Origin of the sequence: Nocardia sp. NPDC051911 (assembly GCF_040681035.1) — a bacterium.
In the GTDB taxonomy this organism is placed as follows: Bacteria; Actinomycetota; Actinomycetes; order Mycobacteriales; family Mycobacteriaceae; genus Nocardia; species Nocardia sichangensis.
Genome location: NZ_JBFAXY010000011.1, coordinates 150,761 through 171,412, shown reverse-complemented (window position 1 = coordinate 171,412; position 20,652 = coordinate 150,761). Strand labels below are relative to the sequence as shown.

Genomic DNA, 20,652 nt, shown 5'->3' with positions numbered 1-20,652 from the left:
CGGCGGCGGGGGCGGAGGATACGGCTGCGGCGGCTGGTGCGCGGGATGTTGCGGATAGGGCGGCGGCATCGGCTGGCTCATGTGCGGGATGCTACGGCGGCAGGGCGGCCGCGTCGCTTCCGTCCGCGGCGAGATCGCCCGGAGGCCCGGAATCGCACCGACCGCCCGGTCCCGATCGGCCGGTTTCGCGTGTTCCGGGACTGTCGTGGCGGAGTTCGTCCTTGCCTGTTGAGCATTCGACCGACAGAATCCGAAGAGATATGCAATGTTGTTATTGCGCAACGGCATTGAGAGGGAACCCACGGTGGCCGAATAGGCACCGGTAAAAGGGGGTGCGGCGAGATCATGTCGTCGAACACGTCCGAGCCCGGCGGCCGACGCGCCCGCCCGGGCCAGGTCGGGGCCGGACGCGTGCCCACGTGGCCCGGGATGATCTCCGCCGACGAGCCGCCGCCGCGCCGGGAACGCGACCGGCATCGGACCCACCGCGATCGACGCCGTGCCCGGCGCGGCGCTCGGCGCGCGTGGCTGGTCGGCGGTGCCGGGCTGGCCGCCTCGCTCGCCGCGGCCGCGCTGGTCCTGGTCTACACCGACGCGGCGTCGGCTCCCCGGCAATCGGCCACGGTAGCGGACCCGGTGCTCGGCGGCGGTCCCGGCTGTGAGCCGACCCGGGGCGCACAGTTGGTGCGCGGCAACGGGACCGGCTCCACGGCCTCGGGGCCGGACGTGATCCTGGCCTTCCAGCACGCCTACTACGCGACCCGGTCCGGAGCGGTAGCGCGATCGTTGACGGCGCCCGACGCCGTGGTGCCGCCGGTCGCCGTAATCGATGCGGGCATCGCCTCCGTCCCCACCGGAACGCAGCACTGCGTCATGATCACCCCCATGCTCGACGGACGCTACGACGTGGTCATCACCGAGTTGCGCCCCGACGCCACGAGCCGCACCTACCGGCAGTTCGTCACCGTGGTCACCGCCGACGGCGGATCCACCATCGCCAAGATCACCGCACCGAACTGAGTCCGATCTCCCGTTCGAGCGCGGGGACTTTCGTTACGATGCCACTGCCGGGGCGGTCGATCGGCGCGAAATGCGGTGCATAAGCGATCGATTCCAAGGGGAGGTCGTCGGTGGTGTTCGCACGGTGGTGCGCGGTTGTCGGAACCGCTCTTTCGGTGCTGCTGGCGATACCGGGCCCGCCGTCACAGGCGGAGCCGCAACTCCCGGCGGTGGCGGATCCGGCGCCGCCGGAGCAGGACCCCTTCTATCGGCCGCCCGCCGAGCTGATCGGCGCCCAGCGGCCCGGTGGAATCCTCGCCGCGCGGCCGGTCACCATCGCGAACCAGGCGCCAGGGGCGCTGGATGCCGAGGCATGGCAGATCTCCTACCGGTCGAACAACAGCGCCGACCAGCCCATCGCCGCCGTCGCGACGCTGCTGAAACCGCCCGCGGCGAACGGGAAGCTGGTGTCGCTGCACGCCGCCGAGGATTCCACCGGACTGTTCTGCGCGCCGTCCTATACCGTGCGCCGGTCGATGGCGGCCGGTCTGCTGGACGGGCAGATCGACCCGTTGCGCAGCGCTGCGGCGCTGTTGGCGCAGGGGTGGACGGTCGTGGTGCCGGATCATCAAGGGCCGAACTCGGCGTTCGCCCACGGCCCGCTGGCCGCGCGGATCGCCCTGGACGGCATCCGCGCCGCGGAGCGGTTCGGTCCGCTGGGACTGCCTGGACCGGATACCGAGGTGGCGATGTGGGGCTATTCCGGAGGTTCGGTCCCCACGTTGCACGGCGCCGAGTCGCGCAGCTCCTACGCGCCGGAGGTGAACCTGGTCGGCGTCGTCTCCGGCGGTACCGACGTCGACCTCGAGGCGCTGTCGCTGGCGGCGAACAAGGGGCCGGGCGCGGGCCTGGTCGCGGCCGCCATCATCGGTCTGGCCCGCGAGGAGCCGGAATTGGACGCCTACCTGCGGGCGAACGCGACGCCGACGGGACGGCGGTTGCTCGACGCGAAGGACAGCGGCTGCGTGCTGTATCAGGCCGCGACGGAACCGTTCCTCGACATCGACAGCCTGGTCCAGGGCGGTCTACTGCACACGCCGGTGCTGCGCGCGGTCTTCGACCGCACCAGAATGGGCAAGTCGGTGCCCGACGCACCGGTCTTCCTCTACCACGCGACCGCGGACTGGCTCGTCCCGATCGGTCCCGCCGACGCACTCGCCGCCGCCTACTGCCGCGACCCCGCCGCTCGCGTCACCTACATCCGTGACCACGCGAGCGAACATCTGACCCTCAACACCCTTGCCGAGCAGAGCGTGGTCGCTTGGCTGCGCGACCGATTCGCCGGGATACCGGTCGCCAACGGCTGCGCCGTCGCGGATATGGGGTCCATCGCGCTCGGTCGATGACGGAGTTCGCGTGACGTGTTACTCGAGGCCCGCGACCTTCCGGCAGCGGAAATCCAGGTAGTTGATCATCTTCCAGAAATCCTTGAACGCCGGGTTCGTGGTCTGGCCGTGGTGGTAGCGGTAGTAGATCTGCTGGGCGATGACGGCCAGGCGGAACAGCCCGAAGACCTCGTAGAACGGCCAGTTCTCGGCGGAACGGCCGGTGCGCGCGCAATAGTGTTCGACGATCTGCGCGCGGGTCAGCATGCCGGGCAGGTGACTCGGCTGGCGGCGGGAGGCCCGCATGACCTCGTCGTCGTCCGCCTGCACCCAATAGGCCAGCGCGCCACCGAGATCCATCAGCGGGTCGCCCAGCGTCGCCATTTCCCAATCGAGCACACCGACGATCGCGCCGGAGCCCGACGGATCCAGCACCAGATTGTCGAGCCGGAAGTCGTTGTGGATGACAGTGGTGGCGACGTCCGCGGGCTGGTTGGCATCGAGCCAGGCCATCACCGCGGCGAAATCGCTGACATTGTCGGTGCGCGCGTTCACGAAGCGCCGCGACCACCCCGCGACTTGGCGGCCGACATAGCCCGCGCCTTTGCCGATTCCGGTGAGACCGGCCGCCTCGGGGTCGACCTGGTGCAATTCGATCAGGCAGTCGAAAGCCGTGGTGGACAACCGCTTCGCCTGATCGGGGGACAGGCTGGTGCCCTCAGGCAGATCGCCGCGCAGGATCGTTCCCGCCACCCGCTCCATCACGTAGAAATCGCTGCCGATCACGTCCGGATCGGCGCACCGGGCCACCATCCGCGGCACATAGCGATAGTGCGGACGCAGCCGCTCCTGCACCAGGAACTCGCGGCCCATGTCGTGCGCGGAAGCCGCCTTCGTTCCGCTCGGCGGACGGCGCAGGATCAGGTCACGATCCGGGTAGCGCAGCAGATACGTCAGATTGGACGCGCCGCCGGAGAATTGGCGCACCTCGGGCGGCTGGCTCAGACCGGGAACCCGCTCGGCGAGCCAGATGTGCAGGGCGGCGACGTCGAAGGCGTCCTCCGCGCGGACGGCGGTGGCCTCCGGAGCGCTCACCGGTCGGTCCCGTATTTACGCAGCTCCTGGCGGGCGATCACGCCGAGGTGCACCTCGTCGGGGCCGTCGGCGAAGCGCAGCGAACGAATGCCGGCGAACGCGCGCGCCAGCGGGAAGTCATCGGAAAGCCCCGCCCCGCCGTGCAATTGGATCGCCATGTCCAGCACCTCTTGGGTCATCCTCGGCACGACCGCTTTGATCTGGGAGACCTCGCTGCGCGCGCCGGCCAAGCCCTTGGTGTCCAGCAGCCAGGCGGTGTGCAGGACCAGCAACCGCGCCTGATCGATCGCGACGCGCGCGTTGGCGATGCGCTCGCGGTTCCCGCCGAGGTTGGCCAGCGGCTTGCCGAACGCGGTGCGCGACAGGGCGCGGCGACAGCCCAGTTCGAGCGCGCGCTCGGCTAGGCCGATGGCGCGCATGCAGTGGTGGATGCGGCCGGGACCGAGACGGCCCTGCGCGATCTCGAAGCCACGTCCCGGCCCGGCGATCACGGCGTCCAGCGGCAGCCGCACGTCGGTGGAAGTGACCTCGCCGTGGCCGAAGGGCTCGTCCAGGTAGCCGAAGGTGGTGAGCATCCGTTCGACCCGCACGCCCGGGGTGTCCAGCGGAACCAGCACCATCGAATGCCGCTGGTAGGGGTGCGCCTCCGGGTCGGTGAGGCCCATGAAGATGACGAACTTGCAGTTCGGGTGGCCGATGCCGGTGCTCCACCATTTGCGGCCGTTGAGCACGATCTCCTCACCGTCCACCACGGCGGTCGCGGCCATATTGGTCGCGTCGGAGGAGGCCACCTCGGGTTCGGTCATGCAGAACGCCGAGCGGATCGTGCCGTCCAGCAGCGGTCGCAGCCACTGCTGCCGCTGCTCGATGCTGCCGTAGTGCAGCAGGACCTCGGCGTTGCCGGTGTCGGGTGCGTTGCAGTTGAACACTTCCGGCGCCCACCCGGAACTGCCCATCGCCTCCGCCATCGGGGCGTAGTCGACGTTGCCCAGGCCCGCGCCGAGTTCCGGATCGGGCAGGAAGAGGTTCCACAGACCCGCGTCCCGCGCCTTCTTCTTGAGCTCCTCGACCACCGGCGGAACCGCCCATGGCGATTCCCGCAGGGCGGCGGCGTGCTCCTCGTCGCGCGGCTCGATCTCGTCGCGCACGAACTGCCGCACCTGATCGGTGAGGCGGACGGCTCGATCGGAGTGCGTGAAGTCCATACCCATCCTCGAGGTCTGCTGAGCATTGCTCAACTTCCGGTCAGGTCATTGGTAGCATATTGTTGAGCATTGCTCAATAGAGGAGGGTGGATGACCGAGGTCGCCGTGGAGCCGGGCGGCCGGCGCTCGGCGGACGACCGGCGCAGGCAGCTGATCGGAATCGGCCTGGGCATGCTGATCGACCGGCCCTGGCACCGGATCACCGTCGACGCGGTCGCGCAGCAGGCGGGCATCTCGCGCGGGCTGCTGTTCCATTACTTCCCGACCAAGCAGGACTATTACGCGCAACTCGTCCGCGCCGCGTCGCAGCGATTCCTGCGCGCCACCGGCCCGGACCCCGACGCCGCGGACCCGCTCGCTTCGATGATCGCGAACTTCGTGAGCTACATGCGCAAGCGCAGCGGACCGCTGGTGGGGCTGCTGCGCGCCGCCGGGCAGGACCCGGTCCTCGAATCGATCATGGAGCGGATGCACGACGAACTGACCGATCGGGTGTTCGCCGCGCTCGGCAGGCCCGCGCGGTCGACCGCCGAGCGCCTGGTGGTGCGTTCGTGGTGGGCGATGGCCGAGGACCTGACGGTGCAGTGGTTGTCCCGCGACGACGTCGACCAGGACCGGCTGGACTCGTTGCTGTTCGACACGTTGTCGCGGGTGCTCGACTCGGTGGACGCCGAATGCCGGGCGGATCCGCCTGCGGAGTGAGCCGCCCGGTGCGAGAAGGCCTCCGCGATTCGGCGGGCCGGAATGGCCGCGCGAAATACTCGGTGCACGTAAATGGCGGAACGCGGTCGGCCCGGTGCCGCCGAGGGGCGAATCTCGACGGCACCGGCGTATCCGAACGCGCTGCGGGAGCGCACGCGCCGCCGCGAAGGGAAAGCGCGCCAGTTCAGCATAGAGCGATCAATGGTCTGGCGCGCGGGGAAGGAAGTGCCTGCGACCGCCGGGAAATCACGTCGCACAGCGTGTGTCGTCCGCGGCACGCCGAATAGTTTTGCGAGATGGCAAATGAACAGTTTCGCCGGTAGCGGTGGATCGACTATGAATGAAACGTGCCGTTGCCATACGTGATCACTTGTCTGCCATCGCGTCTCCCGTGCGGGGAGCGCTGATGGTCATCGAACATCCCATCGAGGACGAGGTTACACAGCTGGCGAGGCGGGTCGAGAAGGCCCGTGGACGGCTCGCCTACCAGTTCGATCCCGCGCTCACCGAGGCGCTGTCGGAGGACGAACTGTATGCCGAACGTGAGCTCGCCGAACGGATTCGCACCCAGGAGCGCGGACAGCGCTGGAAAGAGGCGCAGGCTGCCGCCGCGGCATCCGACCGCGCCAGGCAGACCACCGAAGCGATCGAGAAGGCCGACATGCGAGATCTCCTGCTCGCCCGCAAGGCGATTGCCGCGCAGCGACGCGAATCCAGCCCGCACGCGAAGCTGGCCTCGCTGTATCGGCATCGGTCCTGGTCGCTGCGCGCGCTGGCGGGTGTCGTCGCGGCGGGCATGTTGTGGTCGGCGGTCAACGTCCAGCACAACATCGCTCCCGGCGGCGCGACCGATCCGCTCTACTGGTTCAGCTACCTGCTCGAAGGCATGATCAGCGTCTGTCTGATCATCATCATGATCGGCACGAACAAGGTCGCCGAATGGGGTGTGATCGACAACCGCCGCCAGGTCGCGACGGCCGAAGTCGCCCTGCTGGCGCTGACCGTCAGCCTCAACACCTATCCCTACTTGCGCGCGGGCGCCTGGTACGACGCGGCCGTGCACGCCATCGCGCCGGTGATGATCGGTGTCGCGCTGCTCATCCACGACGCCGCGAGCGCTCGCTACGGCCTCGCCATCGCCAGGGCCACCGAGCAGGTCCGTGACCTGCCCGACCCGGCCGAGCAGATCCGGCTCACGCTGCCCAGATACCGCGCGCCGGTCGCGCCCGAGGCGCCGAGCGCTCCACCCGAACAGAGGCACTACGAACCGCCTCCTGTTGTCGCGGCGCCCCCGGAGGAGATCGTCGAGCAGGACGTGGTCGAGGTCGCCGAAATCCAGTTCCTGCCGGAGGTCTCCGACGAGCAGCCCGTGGCCACGGTGAAAGCCGAGAAGAAGCGGCCGCCGGTCGAGGCGCCCCGCAAGCCCGTGCTGCCCGAGTCCATCGAAGATCTCGACGCGATGGCGGCTTTCGACGCGCGCCCCACGTCGCCGGTGCAGGTCAAGGACACCGACGTCATCGTCACCAATGGCGGTGCGCCCGCCGCCAACGGGAAGAAGCTCGCTGCGAACGAGCCCGCACCGGTATCGGCCGCGAAGGCCGAGTCCCGGCCGGCCGCGCGCGTGCCCGCCGAAGACTCCGCGGCGAAGGTGGTCGTCCGGCAGACGCCGTCGGCCAAGCCGCGTACGCCGGTGGCCGAGGCGGAGGTCTCGACGGCCGAGATCCCGGCCGTCACCCGGCAACCGCTGGCGGACAGCAAGAGCGACAGCTCGACGCCGGAGCCGAAGAACGGCAAGGACAGCCCCGCGCCCGACGTCGCGCAAGCGCCGACGGCTCGCCCGCCGGACATCTACGACACCGGTTCGTTCCGCGTCGCCGACATCCTCGAGCAGGAACTCGCCGAACTGCAGGCCGAACGCCGCCGCGCCCGCACCAGCAGGCAGCGTTCCGCCTCCACCGCGGGTCGCGAGTCCTAGCGAGTACGCCCCCCGGTAAGGATGCCCGCCGGCGCACCACGCGCCCGGCGGGCATCGGCGTCTTCCGGTCGGAATACGCTGGGATCGTCAGGATTCCGGGTCGGACAAAGGCGCTGTCTTCGCCCACTCCGCCCACTCGGCGAGGGCGTCGTACAGTCGGACCGCGGCTTCGACCGTGACACGCATCGAGCGGGTCTGCGGGGAGTCGCCGAAGTCCCCGCGGTCTTTGGCGTTCGCGTACTCGCGGTAGATTTCCGCCTTCTCCCGGTAGAACCGGGCTTCCCTGGTGAGGTGCGCCTCCAGTTCGTCGGAGTTCAACAGCCAGAAGAACAACGAGCGCAGGACCGGTTCCAGACGGATGGTGTGGTCCACATCGACGTGCACCAGCCAGCGGCGCAACTCGGCGACGCCGTCGTCGGTGATGCGGTACTCCTTGCGCCGGCGCGGGCCCTCCGCCGCCGCCTCGACCAGTCCTTCTTCCGCGAGCCTGGTCAGCTCCCCGTAGATCTGGGGATGCTTGGCGGGCCAGATCGCGCCGAGCATCTCCTCGAATCGGCGCGTCAGGTCGTAGCCACTGCCGGGCTGGTCGGCGAGAAGTCCGAGTAACCCGTGACGCAGTGACATCGACGCTCCCTATTCCGTGATCAGTGGCCCGGCTGGAGCGTACCTCTGTCGTTCTGCCGTAGTTCACCGTCTTGACTGTTCCAACATGTAGATTTATACATGTTGCAAGGAACATGTGGTTGCCTACTTATGGAGGCTGATATGACGACTCAGGGTTCGAAGGCGGTGCTGATCACCGGTGCGGGCGGCGGAATCGGTTCCGCCACCGTCGAGGCATTCGCCGCGCGGGGCTACCGCGTCTACGCCGGAGTGCGGACGCTGCGAAACGCCCCCCGGTTCGGGCACGCGAACGTCGTGCCGGTGGAACTCGATGTGACCGACAGCGCGGGCGTTCGCCATGCGCTCGACGCGGTCGCGGCCGACCGTGGCCCAGCCGGATTGCAGGTGCTGGTGAACAACGCGGGCGTCATCGTGCAGGGGCCGCTGGAGCTGGTCCCCGACGCGGAACTGCACCGGCAGTTCGACATCAACGTCTACGGCCCGCACCGGGTCCTGGTGGCCGCACTTCCGCTGTTGCGGGCTGGCGGCGGCCGGGTGATCAACATCAGCGCGGCGAGCGCTCGCACCGCGATGCCGTACCTGGGACCGATCTCGGCGAGCAAGGCCGCGCTCGAATCGTTGTCCCACGCGGCCCGCGTCGAGCTCGCGCCCTGGGGCATCCCGGTCTCTGTGGTGGAGCCGGGCGCGCTCGAGACGACGATCTTCGCCAAGGCCGAATCGGCTGCGCGCGAAGCACTCTTGCTGGCCGACGCCGACCGTGTCGAGCTCTACCGCGCACAATTGGCCGCCGTCGATAAGGCGCTGGCGGAACAGAAGACACGGCCGGTCGGCACGGTGGTCGACGCGATCGTGCGGGCAGCCGAGGCCAGGCGGCCCAAAGACTGCTACGTCGCGAGTTCGGACGCGCGCATGCTGCGGATGCTCGCGTACCTGCCTTTCCGCCTGCGCGATCGGGTGATCGCCGGTGCATTGGGCTTGGGTAAATCCGACGTGGCGGCCGGAGCGGCGCGATGAGCCGGATCGTGTTCGCCGGAGCCACGTCCGGGCTGGGACGGCAAGCGGCACTGCGGCTGGCGAAGGACGGCCACGACCTCGTGCTGGTCGGCCGCGACGCGGACAAAGGCGCGCGGCTGGCTCGCGAGACCGGTGGCCGGTTCGTGCGCGCCGATCTGGCGGTCTCGACGGGTATCGACCACGTCGCGGAGCAGGTCGCCGAGCGGTTCGACGGCGTGGACATCTTGATCAACAACGCCGGTGTCATGACGCCCGAACGTCGCGTGACCGGCGAGGGAATCGAGCTGAATCTCGCCGTCCATCATCTCGCGCCGTTCTCCCTGACCGGACGACTGCTGCCGTTGCTGTGTCGCGGCGGCGGCCGGGTGGTCAACGTCAATTCCGAAGGCCACCGGCAGTCGATGTTCCGCGCGGGCCCGGTGCGCATCGACTTCGACGACTTGCCGAGCGAGCGGAACTTCGACCCGTTCGTGACCTACAGCCGTACCAAGTTGGCCAACCTGTTGTTCACCTACGAACTGCGTCGCAGGTACCCGCAATTGACTGTGGCCGCATTGCATCCCGGCTTCGTGCGCACCGACCTCGGCCGAGAATTCCCACGGGCGCGGGTGGCGATGCTGCACCTGACGGCATTGTCCGCGCGGCAAGGCGCCGCGCCGGTCGTCCACCTGGCGACGACGCGGGATCTGGTGAACGGGGCCTATTACAACCGCTTCACCGAGACGCGCAGCTCGGACGCGTCCTACGACCGGGATACCGCGCTGCGGCTGTGGGAGGTGACCGAACGGCTGCGTGGCCCGTTCGCCGCCCCGGTTCGGGATCCCTCGCTCGACTGCTGAGAGCGGATCTGCCGAGGGCAGCAGGGGAACGGTCCGGCGCCACGCGTGCGGCACCGTGGAGCCATGGCTCACGATGACAAGACTCCGATGTTCAGCTGGCGGGCACGCGAGCAACTGCTCAGTCGCCGCATCGTCGTGCTCGACGGCGCGCTCGACGACGACAACGGGACGCTGCTGATGACCCAGCTGCTCACGCTCGCCGCCGAGGATCCCGAGGCGGGTATCTCACTGTGGATCCATTCGCCGGGCGGATCGGTCCCCTCGATGCTCGCCATCCGCGACGTCATGCGGCTGGTGCCGTGCGAAGTCTCCACGCTCGCGCTCGGATTGGCTTGCAGCGCAGGACAATTTCTCTTGTCGTCGGGCACCAAGGGTAAACGTTTCGCGCTGCCGCACGCCCGGGTGCTGATGCACCAGGGATCGGCGGGCATCGGCGGCACGGCCGTCGACGTCGAGGTCCAGGCCGACGATCTGCGCTACACCGTGGACACCGTGCTCGGGATCATCGCCGAGGACACCGGCCAGCCGTTCGATCGGATCTACGAGGATTCGCTGCACGACCGATGGTTCACGGCCGCGCAGGCCAAGGAGTACGGCTTCATCGACCACATCGTCGACTCGTTCGGGCAGGTCGTCCCGCAACGCCAGCGAATCGGGATCTCGGCATGATCGGTCAGCCCCGGAGGCGGCAGCGCAGCGTGACCACGGAGGGGCCCGATCATGCCGGAAGCGGGCACAGCATGATCGGTCAGCCCCGGAGGCGGCAGCGCAGCGTGACCACGGAGGGGCCCGATCATGCCGGAAAGGACACAGCATGAGCACCTACACCATCCCGAATGTGATCGCGCAGCATCCGCGTGGCGGGGAGCGGATCACCGACATCTACTCCCACCTGCTCGCCGAGCGCATCGTCTACCTCGGCACGCCGATCGACTCCGGGGTCGCCAACGCGCTCATCGCGCAGCTGCTGCACCTGGAATCGGAGAGCCCGGAGCAGGAGATCAACCTCTACATCAACTGCGAGGGCGGCGATCTGTCCTCCATGCTCGCCGTGTACGACACCATGCAGCACATTCGTTCGCCCATCCAGACCACCTGCGTCGGCCAGGCGATCGCGGTCGGCGCGGTGCTGCTTGCGGGCGGCGAGCCGGGCCGTCGCGCCATGCTCCCGCACGCCAGGGTGGTGCTGCACCAACCCGCCGCACGTGGACAGGGCGCGATTCCCGACCTGATCCTGCAGGCCGACGAGCTGGTGCGGTTGCGGGCGGAGATCGAGTCGATCCTGTCCCGGCACACCGGGCAGTCGGTGGAGCGACTTCGGCACGACACCGACCGCGACCGGGTCTTCACCGCGTCGGCCGCGATCGAGTACGGCCTGGTCGACCAGGTCCTGGGACGGCGCGACTGATCAGGCCGCCAGCGCCATCAGCGTGGGCCCGGTGCCGGAAAGCGGCGCCGACCGCGGCAGGAGGGCGATCCTGCGGCGCGCGCGGAGTTCGTCCGCCACCTGGCCGGTGAGCTCACCCAGCGTGGTGGCGAGCGATCCGGCCAGGGCGGCGATCATCTCGCTCGACGGCTCCTTGCGTCCCCGCTCGACCTCCGACAGATACTGCGGGGAGATACCCGCCCGCCGGGCCGTCTCGACCAGCGTCTCGCCGCGGTCCTGCCGCAGGGTGCGCAACTGTTCGCCGAGCACCTCGCGCCACAAGGGTTCCGGCGGCGTTCGCGAGTCCGGTTGAGGGGTGCGGTCATCGCGTCCACCGGGAATCGAGTGCAGTCTCGGGTGCTCGCTCATGAGCAGAGCGTACGGTTCCGGGCCGCCGGAGTGCCCGGCATTACGCTCAGGGCGGACGAGCGGCGGGTCTTCGCGAATTCGGCGTGGTCGTCGCGGTAATCGGCGCGGAGGCGAGCATGATGGGAAACCGTGCCCGAGAACTCGAAAGTCCCCGATCTGAAACCGCGCAGCCGTGACGTCACCGACGGGCTGGAGAAGACCGCCGCTCGCGGGATGTTGCGCGCGGTCGGCATGGGCGACGACGACTGGGAGAAGCCGCAGATCGGCGTGGCCTCCTCGTGGAACGAGATCACGCCCTGCAATCTGTCTCTGGAGCGACTCGCCCGGGGCTGCAAGGACGGCGTCTTCTCCGGCGGCGGCTTCCCCATGCAGTTCGGCACCATCTCGGTGTCCGACGGCATCTCCATGGGACACGAGGGGATGCACTTCTCCCTGGTCTCACGTGAGGTGATCGCCGACTCCGTCGAGACGGTGATGCAGGCCGAGCGGCTCGACGGTTCGGTGCTGCTGGCCGGCTGTGACAAATCGCTGCCCGGGATGCTGATGGCCGCGGCCCGGCTGAACCTGGCGAGCGTGTTCCTGTACGCGGGGTCGATCCTGCCCGGCATCGCGAAGCTCTCCGACGGCAGCGAGCGCGAAGTGACGATCATCGACGCCTTCGAAGCGGTCGGCGCCTGCGCCCGAGGGTTGATGAGCCGTGACGACGTCGCCGCGATCGAGCGGGCGATCTGTCCCGGCGAAGGCGCATGCGGCGGCATGTACACCGCCAACACCATGGCCAGCGCGGCCGAGGCGCTGGGCATGTCGCTGCCCGGCAGCGCGGCGCCGCCCGCGACCGACCGGCGCCGCGACGGTTACGCCCGCCGCAGCGGCGAGGCCGTGGTCGAGTTGATCCGCCAGGGCATCACCCCGTCGGACATTCTCACCAAACCCGCTTTCGAGAACGCGATCGCGGTCGTCATGGCGTTCGGCGGCTCAACCAATGCCGTGCTGCACCTATTGGCCATCGCGCACGAGGCGAATGTCGACCTGTCGCTGGACGACTTCGCGCGCATCGGTCGCCGTGTGCCGCACCTGGCGGACGTCAAGCCCTTCGGCAACCACGTGATGACCGATGTGGACCGGATCGGCGGCGTGCCGGTCATGATGAAAGCCTTGCTCGATGCCGGGTTGCTGCACGGCGACTGCCTGACCGTGACGGGGCGGACGGTGGCGGAGAACCTGGCCGACATCACCCCGCCGGACCCCGACGGCAAGGTGATCCGCGCGATGGCCGCGCCGATCCATCCGACCGGTGGCATCACCATCCTCTCCGGTTCTCTCGCGCCGGATGGCGCCGTGGTCAAGTCGGCGGGTTTCGACTCCGACGTGTTCACCGGCACGGCACGGGTTTTCGATCGGGAACGAGCCGCGATGGACGCCCTCGAAGACGGCACGATCGCGGCCGGCGACGTGGTCGTCATCCGGTACGAGGGGCCGAAGGGCGGTCCCGGGATGCGCGAGATGCTGGCCATCACCGCGGCCATCAAAGGCGCGGGCCTGGGCAAGGACGTGTTGCTGCTCACCGACGGGCGGTTCTCCGGCGGCACCACGGGCCTGTGCGTCGGGCACGTCGCGCCGGAAGCCGTCGACGGCGGCCCGATCGCCTTCGTGCGTGACGGCGACCCCATTCGGCTCGATGTCGCCGAGGGCACGCTCGACCTGCTGGTCGATGCCGACGAACTCGCCCGCCGCCGCGCCGGCTGGGAACCGTTGCCGCCCCGCTACACTCGCGGCGTCCTGGCCAAGTACACGAAGCTGGTGGGCTCGGCTTCGATCGGTGCCGTCTGCGGCTGACGGATGCTCGATGCCGCGCACGACAGGGCCGAGTATCGAGGCCGCGCAGGCTGAGAACCGTTGCCGCCGATTGCATCGCAATGTCGTATCGAAGTACGCGGAGCTGGTGGCCCGGGCTCGATCAGGGCTGTGCGGCTGAGGAATTCGGTGCAGCGCAAGGCATCCGGTCTAGTACTGCGACCGGGCCTAGCTCTGTGAACTGGTTGTACGGCTCGACGGCTCGCCGCCAGTCGAGCTACGGAGGAGGGGATGGGTCGGGCCCGCGCGGGGGAATCTCCCACCGCGCGGGCCGCTTTGCGTGACCGCGCGGATCCCTAGCCGGCGGCGGCTCGGGCGATCAACTCACCGACTGCGTCGGGAGCGGACACCGAGACCGCGTGCGAGGCCGAGAACTCGACGATTTCGGCGCTCGCGCGTTCGGCCATGAACCGCTGCGCTTCCACCGGAATGTTCTTGTCCTCGCCGGTGACCAGCGCGAACGACCGGATGTCCCGCCAAGCGGTGGCGGTCGCGGGCTGTTGCAACGCGTCGAGGGCGACCGGTCGCTGGGTCGCGGCCATCAGCTCGGCCGTGGCGGCGGGCACGTCGGCGGCGAACTGCCGGTGGAATTCCGCCTGCCGGATGTACAGCTCGGTACCGGTGCCCCCGTCGGGAAGCGGATAGGACGCGGCCCGGGTAGTGGGCCCGAGCGTCGATCCGGGGAACTTGTCGGTCAATTGCAGTGCGCTCTCGCCTACATCCGGAATGAACGCGGCGATATAGACCAGCGCTTCGACGTCGCTCCGTCCGGCGGCGGCCACCGTGATGACGCTTCCGCCGTAGGAATGGCCGACCAGAACGCTCGGCCCTTCCACGGAATCGAGTACCGACGCGACATAGGCCGCGTCACTGTCCAGACCGCGCAGTGGATTAGCGGCCGCGATCACGGGATGTCCCTGTGCGCGCAGCCGTTCGATGACCCCGTTCCAGCTGGACGAGTCGGCGAACGCGCCGTGGACCAGCACGATGGTCGGCGTGGAAGGACTGACGGGCTCGGTGCTCACAAGTGTGGTTCCTTCGAATCGGGTGGTCGGGGACCGGTCAGTCGGTGTACAGCGCGGACCGCAACGTCGCGACGGCCTGCGCCACCGCGGCTTTGGCGGCATGGGTGTCGTGCAGCGAGTTGACCATCACGAAGTCGTGGACGATCCCGCCGTAGCGCACCTGGGTGACCGGCACGCCCGCGGCGCGCAACTTGCCCGCGAAGGCCTCGCCCTCGTCGCGCAGCACGTCGGCTTCGGCGGTGATGACCAGCGCGGGCGGCAGCCCGGCCAGTTGCTCGGTGGTCGCCCGCAGCGGTGAGACGGTGATCTGCGCGCGCTCGTCGGCACTGGTGGTGTACTGATCCCAGAACCACTTCATGCCCTCGCGGGTGAGGAAGTAGCCCTCGGCGAACTGCTGGTAGGAGCCGGTGTCGAAGTTGGCGTCGGTGACCGGGTAGAACAGCACCTGCTGAACGAAGGAGACGTCGCCGCGCTCCTTGGCCATCAGGGTCAGCGCGATGGCCATGTTGCCACCGACCGAGTCACCCGCGATCGCGATCCGGGACGAGTCGAGGCCCTTCGCCGCGCCCTCCGCGGTAACCCACTGCGCCACCCGGTAGGACTGCTCGTTGGCCACGGGATACCGCACATCGGGCGACCGGTCGTATTCGGGGAAGACCACGGCGGCGTGCGTGCCGACGGCCAGGTCGCGAACCAGGCGGTCGTGGGTGTGCGCGTCGCCGAAAACCCATCCCGCGCCGTGGGTGTAGATGATCACCGGCAGCGTTTCGGTGACGCCCTGCGGCTTGACGATCCGAACCCGCACCGAGCCCGTCGGGCCGCCCTCGACCGTGATCCACTCCTCGTCGACCTCGGGCTTGAAGATCGGCGCGTCCTGGACGGAGTCCACCGCCTTGCGCCCCTCCTCGGGCGGGAGCTGGTAGAGGAACGGCGGCTGCGAGGTCGCGTCGACGAACTCCTGCGCCGCCGGTTCGAGCGAGATGCCCAGCGGGTTACCTGACATGATCGTGCCTCTCGTAGAAGTGGTGGAAACTGCGGTTATTCAGGCGGATTGATCGATCGCGCCGGTGATGACGGCCACGACTTCGTCAGGGTGGGTCTGCATCACCAGGTGTGGTCCGTCGATCTCGACCACCGCGCGCATTCCGGCTCGCTGGTAGCCGAATCGTTCGACGTCGGGATTGATGGTGCGGTCGGCGCCGGACACGATGCCCCAGGCCGGTTTCGTCTTCCACGCGGCCGCCGAGGCGGGCTCGGTGAACGCGAACGCCGACAGCGGCCGCTGCGAGACCGCGAGGACCGCGGCCTTCGCCGGGTCCAGGCCCGCGGCGAAGACATCGGGGAAGGCGTCGATGGCGACCGAGACGTCCGTGCCGGGCTCGTCACCCTCGATCGGGTACGGCGCGTAGACGAGGTTGGCCGCCAGATCGGAATCCGGGAATCCGCCCTGTAATTGCCCGAGGCTCTCGCCTTCTTCCAGGGCGTAACCGGACACGTAGACCAAGCCCACCACGTTGTCGGCGACGCCTGCCACGGTGATGACGGCGCCGCCGTAGGAGTGGCCGGCCAGCAGGACGGGGCCGTCGATCCGTTCCACGAACGACTTGATGTAGGCCGCGTCCGCCGACAGGCTGCGGTTGAACACCGGCGGAACCACGACGCGATGGCCCTGGTCGAGCAGCCGTGCGGTGACGGGGGACCAGCTCGAGGCGTCGGCGAAGGCGCCGTGCACCAGAACGATGGTCGGACTTGCCGGGGCGGACATCGGTTTCCTTTCTCCAGCGCTCGGTGAGCGGCGCTGTGGCCGACTCAGTCTCGGCCGTAGGCCCCGCCGCGCGCCCCTCCCCACGGGCCACAAAAGCCTCCGTTCAGGACACGGCCTGCTCCAGCGCCGGATCGATCCGGGCGGTCGACCGGAAACGCTGCTGGTACTTGCGCGGGGAAATGCCAACGCGTGCCACGAAGGCCCTGCGCAACGCCTCGCTGGTGCCGTACCCCGCGGCCATGGCGGTCTCCGTCACGCTGTATCCGGCGTGCAGCATGTCCCTGGCCGTGCCGAAGCGGATGAACGCGACGTATTCCGCGGGCGAGCGTTCCAGTTCCGCGCGGAACAGCCGGGTCAGATGCCGGACGCTGACCCGCGCGTGGGCGGCCAGCGTCTGCACCGTATGCGGATACGCCGGGTCCGCGCAGATCAGATCCACCACCCCGCGCACCAGCGGGCTGCGCGGCGCCGGTCCGGTCAGCGACGCGGAGAACTGTGACTGACCGCCCGCGCGCTGCATGTAGACCACCAGCGCCTGCGCGACGCGCCGCGCGACGTCGGCGCCGTGGTCCTCTTCGACCAGCGCCAGCGCGAGATCGACGCCCGCGGCGACCCCGGCCGAGCTGTACAGATTGCCGTCCCGCACGAAGATCGCGTCCGGGTCCACCTCGATCGACGGATAGCGTCGCGCGAGCTCGGTCGTGAATTTCCAGTGCGTCGTCGCGCGGCGCCCGTCGAACAGGCCCAGATCGGCCAGGACGAACGCACCGCTGCAAATGGACGCCAGCCTGCGGGTGTTGCAGGAAAGATGCCGCGCGGCCGCCAAGACCTCCGGTGTCATGAACTTCCCTGGTGGCAGCTCGCTGCCCGGAATCACCACGGTGTCGAAACGACCCGCGTCGGCCGCCGCGCAGCTCACCTCCACCCGCGCGCCGATCGAGGTCTGCGCGTCCTTGCCGTCGGCCGAGACCAGCACCACCTCGTACCCCGCCACCGACTGATCGGCCTCGACGAACACCTCGGCGGGCCCGACGAAGTCGAGCATCTTCACGCCGTCGAATACCAGGATGCCCACCCGTTTGCTGGGCGAGGCGGCGAAGTTGTTGGACATGTCACCATTATTGTGGAGGCACGGCTCCAGAACAAGCGATGTGCCGCAGTTCGCACGCCGATTGGTACGGTGAGCACATGGGACGGCCGCGACGATTCGACGAGTCGAACCTGCTCGACGCCGCGACCGAGTTGTTCTGGTCGAAGGGTTTCGACAGCGCTTCGGTGGAAGACGTCTCGCTCGCGACCGGCGTCGGGAACGGGAGCATCTACGCCGCCTACGGCAGCAAGCGCGGACTGTTCCTGGCCGCGTTCGAACGCTATTGCGAGGGCCGTGCGCGTCTGGTGCGCGATGCCATCGGTTCGGCGGGCGGTTCGGCGCGCTCCGCGGTGCGCGCGCTGTATCAAGCGATCATCGAAGACTGCGCGGCGCAACCGGATCGGCGCGGTTGCCTGATGATCAACAGCATCGCGCAGCTCGGCACTCGGATCCCCGAAGTCGCCACCATCGGCAGCCGCACCACCACCGAGATGGAGCGGGGCGTCGCCGACCGGCTGCGGCCCGCGATGCACGACGCGGGAGACGACGACGAAGCCACGCTCTCGGCGGTCAGCGCCGCTGTCGTGGTGGTCGCCCAGGGCCTGATCCAGCTCAGTCGTCAGGGATTTCCAGCACAGCGGCTGCACGAGATCGCCGATGTGTCGAGCGCGGCCTTACCGCGGGAATGGGCCGATCAGCTCGTGCACTGACCCGGGACGTCGATCGCCGTGCGTTCAGGGCAGTGTGCCCGCCGCGCGCCCGTTGGTGACCCGCAGGAGGTCGAGCTTCCCCGCGTCCTCGCTGCCGCCTGCCGCCGTGTAGGTGACCATGCGGAGGTCGGCGCCCGGAACGACGAGGACGTCGCAGTCGAGGGTGATGTCGCCGAGCTCGGGATGCCGGACCGTCTTCCGATCGCTGGTGTGCTGCGACGCTGTCGCCGTCGTCCACAGCTGGGCGAATGCGGCGGAGGTGTCGCGCAATTCCCGCACGAGACGATCGAGTCCCGCGTCGGCGGGATAGCGGGACACCGCGTCCCTGAGATCGGCCACGATCGACGCCGCGAAGGCGCCGTGCGCGCGGTCGGACCGGAACGGACGCATCGAGGCGCGGGCCGCGCCGGTGCCGAAAACCGCACGGGCGAGGTTGCGCTCGCCGACCGGGACCAGCGCGGGGTCACCGTGCAGCCCGCTCCACATGCCGTTCCACCACAGCAGCGTCCAGTCGGCGCCGAACACCCCGATCGGGACGTCGCCGAGGCGGGCGGTGAGCCGTTGGATGCCCGGCGGGACATGCGTGCCGATCGTCCCGTCCCGCGGGGGCAGCAATCCGGCTGCGCGATACAGCTCGTCGCGCTCGGTCCTGGACAGTTGCAGGGCCCGCGCGAGGGCGCCGACCACCTGCGCGGAGGGGTTGCGCGCGCGACCCTGCTCCAAGCGCAAGACGTAGTCGACCGAGAGTCCGGCCAGCTGCGCGAGCTCCTCACGGCGCAATCCCGGAGCACGACGGCCGCCGGTCACCGGGAACCCGGCGTCGGCGGGCGCGAGACGATCCCGCCAGGCGTGCAGGAGCGCGCCGAAAGCGGAGCGAGCGGAAGCCATGCGCTCATTCTCGCCGCCGCGCGCCGCATCAGCCTGGGTACTGTCAGTCCTGGTGACGGGCGCGGCACTGGCTGCCGAGGGCCGCGGCGGCGACCATCGAGGCGACCGACGGGCTGTCATCAAGTGAAGGAGCCGCTATGCCCTCGACCATCGTGATGACCGGGGCGAGTCGCGGGATCGGCCGCGTCGCCGCGGAGCGCATCGTGCACGCGGCGCCGCAGGCGCATCTCGTCGTCGCCGCACGCGGGTCCACCGGTGCGCGACTCGCGGCCGAACTCGGCGCGGGCGGACACCGGGTCTCGCACGTCCCGGCGGACCTCGATTCGCTGGACAGCGTGCGATCGGCCGCGGACGAGATCCGCAGCAGGCTCGACCTGGGCGAGCTGCCGCCGCTGCACGGTTTCGTGGGCAATGCGGGAATCCAGTACACGAACGCGCTCACCGAAGGGCCGGACGGATTCGAGTCCACCTTCACCGTCAATGTGCTCGCCAACCACCTGTTCATCCGCCTGCTCGAGGATCGCTTCCGCACTCCGTCGCGCATCGTGATCACCGTGAGCGACACTCACTTCGGCGACTTCCGGCACAACTTGGGCATGGTGCCAGGCCCGGTCTGGCGGTCCGCGGACGTCCTCGCCCGCCCCGGCGCGTTCTCCGAGCCGGGCACCACCGCCGCCGGGCGCACCGCGTACTCGACGAGCAAACTCGCCGCCATCCACCTCCTGCACGAGTACGCCCGCCGCCTGCCGGACGGCATCGATGCCATCGGCTTCAACCCGGGCTTCGTCCCCGGCACCGACCTCGCTCGCAACGCGGGTCGGGTCTCCCGGTTCGCGATGCGCCGCGTCCTGCCGGTATTGACCCGCACGCCGTTCGCGACCAGCCGCGCTGCCGCCGGGCGCCATCTCGCGGACGTCGTCCTCGGCGCCACCGCCGCGCCGACCGGCTCCTACGTCGACCGCGACCGGGTCGCCCGCTCGTCGGAGGAGTCGTACGATCCGCCGCGCGAAGCCGAACTCTGGGACGCTGTCGAGCGGCTCATCGCGCCTTACGCGGCCTGAGCCGGCGCAACTGCCCCTCCTGATCGGCAGAACCGGCCGGGTGATCGGAGAGAACTCGACGCAGGTCTTCGGAGCCGGGTAGGTCGAACCGCTCCGGGTCACCGAGCGTCTCTCCGCGAGTCACCTCACAGGTAGGGGAAGCAATCGATATCGCGGTGCGTCAGGCAGGGTTGCTCGACGGGCCGCAGCCAGCGGGCGGGGACTCGCAGCGGTTCGACTTCGGGCAGGCGCACGGGCCGATCCTCGCCGTCGAACAAGGTCCCGCGCACCCGGAACACACCCATCGGCAGTCCGAGCGCGCCGGCTTGCTCGCTGGTCAGGACCACCGCGATGCGGGAGTTCGCGGTGATCCGCAGCCCTTCGACGGTGGTCGGCTCGCTGGTGTGGTCGATGCCGGTGACGGTGAGCCGGAACCGGCCGCCGCGCAGCCACGACCACGCCCACGTGAGCGAACCCGGCTGGTCGCAGTCGGGGTAGCGACTGCGTGGCAAGCGCTGCGGGACCAACACCATATAGGTGCACCCGACCTCGATATCGCGGGTCCGCATACCTTTCAGGGTGGCCGCAGCATCGGCTCATCGCAAGGAAACCAGCAAATCAGCGCTACACCGGGGCGGACCCGAAGG

The 20,652-nt window shown here is 69.3% G+C and carries 21 protein-coding genes; 11 read left to right on the top strand and 10 right to left on the bottom strand.

Annotated elements, in window-relative coordinates; all coding sequences use genetic code 11:
- The first annotated feature begins 345 nt into the window (after positions 1 to 345).
- Together AB0L97_RS16290 and AB0L97_RS16285 are read left to right on the top strand one after the other, a co-directional pair.
- Positions 346 to 1,020, top strand: coding sequence for a hypothetical protein (locus AB0L97_RS16290; RefSeq protein ID WP_364429950.1), 675 nt, complete (start codon positions 346 to 348; stop codon positions 1,018 to 1,020).
- Positions 1,021 to 1,130: 110 nt separating this feature from the next.
- Positions 1,131 to 2,405: a lipase family protein gene (locus AB0L97_RS16285; RefSeq protein WP_364429947.1), complete on the top strand. Its 1,275-nt coding sequence runs from the start codon at positions 1,131 to 1,133 to the stop codon at positions 2,403 to 2,405.
- Between the two features lie 18 nt (positions 2,406 to 2,423).
- Here AB0L97_RS16285 and AB0L97_RS16280 read toward each other — a convergent pair whose 3' ends face one another.
- Positions 2,424 to 3,479, bottom strand: coding sequence for a phosphotransferase family protein (locus tag AB0L97_RS16280; protein ID WP_364429944.1), 1,056 nt, complete (start codon positions 3,477 to 3,479; stop codon positions 2,424 to 2,426).
- Entirely contained in the window at positions 3,476 to 4,684 is a 1,209-nt protein-coding gene (locus AB0L97_RS16275) for an acyl-CoA dehydrogenase family protein (protein WP_364429941.1), read from the bottom strand. The genes AB0L97_RS16280 and AB0L97_RS16275 overlap by 4 nt, the downstream gene beginning before the upstream one ends.
- 90 nt (positions 4,685 to 4,774) lie before the next feature.
- On the opposite strand from AB0L97_RS16275, the gene AB0L97_RS16270 reads away from it, so the two are divergent.
- Entirely contained in the window at positions 4,775 to 5,386 is a 612-nt protein-coding gene (locus AB0L97_RS16270) for a TetR/AcrR family transcriptional regulator (protein WP_356967033.1), read from the top strand.
- A 406-nt stretch (positions 5,387 to 5,792) separates the two neighbouring features.
- Positions 5,793 to 7,361, top strand: coding sequence for a hypothetical protein (locus AB0L97_RS16265; protein ID WP_364429936.1), 1,569 nt, complete (start codon positions 5,793 to 5,795; stop codon positions 7,359 to 7,361).
- An 87-nt stretch (positions 7,362 to 7,448) separates the two neighbouring features.
- Here the strand turns inward: AB0L97_RS16265 and AB0L97_RS16260 are convergent, their stop codons facing one another.
- A complete protein-coding gene (locus AB0L97_RS16260) occupies positions 7,449 to 7,985 on the bottom strand; it encodes a helix-turn-helix transcriptional regulator (protein ID WP_355075767.1) in 537 nt (178 codons plus the stop codon).
- 141 nt (positions 7,986 to 8,126) lie between these two features.
- Here AB0L97_RS16260 and AB0L97_RS16255 point away from each other — a divergent pair, with 141 nt between their 5' ends.
- The 4 genes from AB0L97_RS16255 to AB0L97_RS16240 all read left to right on the top strand — a co-directional run bounded on the left by AB0L97_RS16255 (position 8,127) and on the right by AB0L97_RS16240 (position 11,246).
- Entirely contained in the window at positions 8,127 to 8,999 is an 873-nt protein-coding gene (locus AB0L97_RS16255) for an SDR family NAD(P)-dependent oxidoreductase (protein WP_355075769.1), read from the top strand.
- Positions 8,996 to 9,838 (top strand): SDR family NAD(P)-dependent oxidoreductase, encoded by an 843-nt coding sequence (locus tag AB0L97_RS16250; RefSeq protein WP_364429931.1) that lies wholly within the window; start codon positions 8,996 to 8,998, stop codon positions 9,836 to 9,838. The genes AB0L97_RS16255 and AB0L97_RS16250 overlap by 4 nt, the downstream gene beginning before the upstream one ends.
- A gap of 63 nt (positions 9,839 to 9,901) precedes the next feature.
- Positions 9,902 to 10,507 carry an ATP-dependent Clp protease proteolytic subunit gene (locus AB0L97_RS16245; RefSeq protein WP_364429928.1) on the top strand — a complete coding sequence of 202 codons (606 nt, stop codon included), beginning with the start codon at positions 9,902 to 9,904 and terminating at the stop codon, positions 10,505 to 10,507.
- Between the two features lie 145 nt (positions 10,508 to 10,652).
- Positions 10,653 to 11,246 carry an ATP-dependent Clp protease proteolytic subunit gene (locus AB0L97_RS16240; RefSeq protein WP_355075775.1) on the top strand — a complete coding sequence of 198 codons (594 nt, stop codon included), beginning with the start codon at positions 10,653 to 10,655 and terminating at the stop codon, positions 11,244 to 11,246.
- On the opposite strand, the gene AB0L97_RS16235 is transcribed toward AB0L97_RS16240, so the two are convergent.
- The gene (locus tag AB0L97_RS16235; protein WP_364429924.1) at positions 11,247 to 11,633 is read right to left on the bottom strand and encodes a helix-turn-helix transcriptional regulator; all 387 of its coding nucleotides are present in this window, start codon (positions 11,631 to 11,633) and stop codon (positions 11,247 to 11,249) included.
- Positions 11,634 to 11,762: 129 nt separating this feature from the next.
- On the opposite strand from AB0L97_RS16235, the gene ilvD reads away from it, so the two are divergent.
- Positions 11,763 to 13,469 (top strand): dihydroxy-acid dehydratase, encoded by a 1,707-nt coding sequence (gene ilvD, locus AB0L97_RS16230; RefSeq protein WP_355075779.1) that lies wholly within the window; start codon positions 11,763 to 11,765, stop codon positions 13,467 to 13,469.
- A 314-nt stretch (positions 13,470 to 13,783) separates the two neighbouring features.
- Here ilvD and AB0L97_RS16225 read toward each other — a convergent pair whose 3' ends face one another.
- The 4 genes from AB0L97_RS16225 to AB0L97_RS16210 form a co-directional block, all read right to left on the bottom strand.
- Positions 13,784 to 14,512 carry an alpha/beta hydrolase gene (locus AB0L97_RS16225; protein WP_364429920.1) on the bottom strand — a complete coding sequence of 243 codons (729 nt, stop codon included), beginning with the start codon at positions 14,510 to 14,512 and terminating at the stop codon, positions 13,784 to 13,786.
- A 37-nt stretch (positions 14,513 to 14,549) separates the two neighbouring features.
- On the bottom strand, positions 14,550 to 15,515 hold the full coding sequence (locus AB0L97_RS16220; protein WP_356967046.1) for an alpha/beta hydrolase: 966 nt from the start codon (positions 15,513 to 15,515) through the stop codon (positions 14,550 to 14,552).
- A 39-nt stretch (positions 15,516 to 15,554) separates the two neighbouring features.
- Positions 15,555 to 16,277: an alpha/beta hydrolase gene (locus tag AB0L97_RS16215; RefSeq protein ID WP_355075785.1), complete on the bottom strand. Its 723-nt coding sequence runs from the start codon at positions 16,275 to 16,277 to the stop codon at positions 15,555 to 15,557.
- Between the two features lie 103 nt (positions 16,278 to 16,380).
- Entirely contained in the window at positions 16,381 to 17,388 is a 1,008-nt protein-coding gene (locus AB0L97_RS16210) for a DJ-1/PfpI family protein (protein WP_356967050.1), read from the bottom strand.
- Positions 17,389 to 17,465: 77 nt separating this feature from the next.
- Between AB0L97_RS16210 and AB0L97_RS16205 the strand changes: the two genes are divergently transcribed.
- A complete protein-coding gene (locus AB0L97_RS16205) occupies positions 17,466 to 18,077 on the top strand; it encodes a TetR/AcrR family transcriptional regulator (protein WP_364429915.1) in 612 nt (203 codons plus the stop codon).
- 24 nt (positions 18,078 to 18,101) lie between these two features.
- On the opposite strand, the gene AB0L97_RS16200 is transcribed toward AB0L97_RS16205, so the two are convergent.
- Entirely contained in the window at positions 18,102 to 18,965 is an 864-nt protein-coding gene (locus tag AB0L97_RS16200; protein ID WP_364429912.1) for a helix-turn-helix transcriptional regulator, read from the bottom strand.
- A 137-nt stretch (positions 18,966 to 19,102) separates the two neighbouring features.
- On the opposite strand from AB0L97_RS16200, the gene AB0L97_RS16195 reads away from it, so the two are divergent.
- Positions 19,103 to 20,026: an SDR family NAD(P)-dependent oxidoreductase gene (locus tag AB0L97_RS16195; protein ID WP_364429909.1), complete on the top strand. Its 924-nt coding sequence runs from the start codon at positions 19,103 to 19,105 to the stop codon at positions 20,024 to 20,026.
- Between the two features lie 125 nt (positions 20,027 to 20,151).
- Here AB0L97_RS16195 and AB0L97_RS16190 read toward each other — a convergent pair whose 3' ends face one another.
- On the bottom strand, positions 20,152 to 20,574 hold the full coding sequence (locus tag AB0L97_RS16190; RefSeq protein WP_364429906.1) for a hypothetical protein: 423 nt from the start codon (positions 20,572 to 20,574) through the stop codon (positions 20,152 to 20,154).
- Positions 20,575 to 20,652 lie beyond the last annotated feature (78 nt).

Coding starts and splice junctions, on each gene's coding strand:
- AB0L97_RS16290 (WP_364429950.1), top strand. CDS start 346: ATGTCGTCGAACACGTCCGAGCCCGGCGGCCGACGCGCCCGCCCGGGC.
- AB0L97_RS16275 (WP_364429941.1), bottom strand. CDS start 4,684: ATGGACTTCACGCACTCCGATCGAGCCGTCCGCCTCACCGATCAGGTG.
- AB0L97_RS16270 (WP_356967033.1), top strand. CDS start 4,775: ATGACCGAGGTCGCCGTGGAGCCGGGCGGCCGGCGCTCGGCGGACGAC.
- AB0L97_RS16265 (WP_364429936.1), top strand. CDS start 5,793: ATGGTCATCGAACATCCCATCGAGGACGAGGTTACACAGCTGGCGAGG.
- AB0L97_RS16260 (WP_355075767.1), bottom strand. CDS start 7,985: ATGTCACTGCGTCACGGGTTACTCGGACTTCTCGCCGACCAGCCCGGC.
- AB0L97_RS16255 (WP_355075769.1), top strand. CDS start 8,127: ATGACGACTCAGGGTTCGAAGGCGGTGCTGATCACCGGTGCGGGCGGC.
- AB0L97_RS16250 (WP_364429931.1), top strand. CDS start 8,996: ATGAGCCGGATCGTGTTCGCCGGAGCCACGTCCGGGCTGGGACGGCAA.
- AB0L97_RS16245 (WP_364429928.1), top strand. CDS start 9,902: ATGGCTCACGATGACAAGACTCCGATGTTCAGCTGGCGGGCACGCGAG.
- AB0L97_RS16240 (WP_355075775.1), top strand. CDS start 10,653: ATGAGCACCTACACCATCCCGAATGTGATCGCGCAGCATCCGCGTGGC.
- AB0L97_RS16235 (WP_364429924.1), bottom strand. CDS start 11,633: ATGAGCGAGCACCCGAGACTGCACTCGATTCCCGGTGGACGCGATGAC.
- AB0L97_RS16220 (WP_356967046.1), bottom strand. CDS start 15,515: ATGTCAGGTAACCCGCTGGGCATCTCGCTCGAACCGGCGGCGCAGGAG.
- AB0L97_RS16215 (WP_355075785.1), bottom strand. CDS start 16,277: ATGTCCGCCCCGGCAAGTCCGACCATCGTTCTGGTGCACGGCGCCTTC.
- AB0L97_RS16210 (WP_356967050.1), bottom strand. CDS start 17,388: ATGTCCAACAACTTCGCCGCCTCGCCCAGCAAACGGGTGGGCATCCTG.
- AB0L97_RS16205 (WP_364429915.1), top strand. CDS start 17,466: ATGGGACGGCCGCGACGATTCGACGAGTCGAACCTGCTCGACGCCGCG.
- AB0L97_RS16200 (WP_364429912.1), bottom strand. CDS start 18,965: ATGGCTTCCGCTCGCTCCGCTTTCGGCGCGCTCCTGCACGCCTGGCGG.
- AB0L97_RS16195 (WP_364429909.1), top strand. CDS start 19,103: ATGCCCTCGACCATCGTGATGACCGGGGCGAGTCGCGGGATCGGCCGC.
- AB0L97_RS16190 (WP_364429906.1), bottom strand. CDS start 20,574: ATGCGGACCCGCGATATCGAGGTCGGGTGCACCTATATGGTGTTGGTC.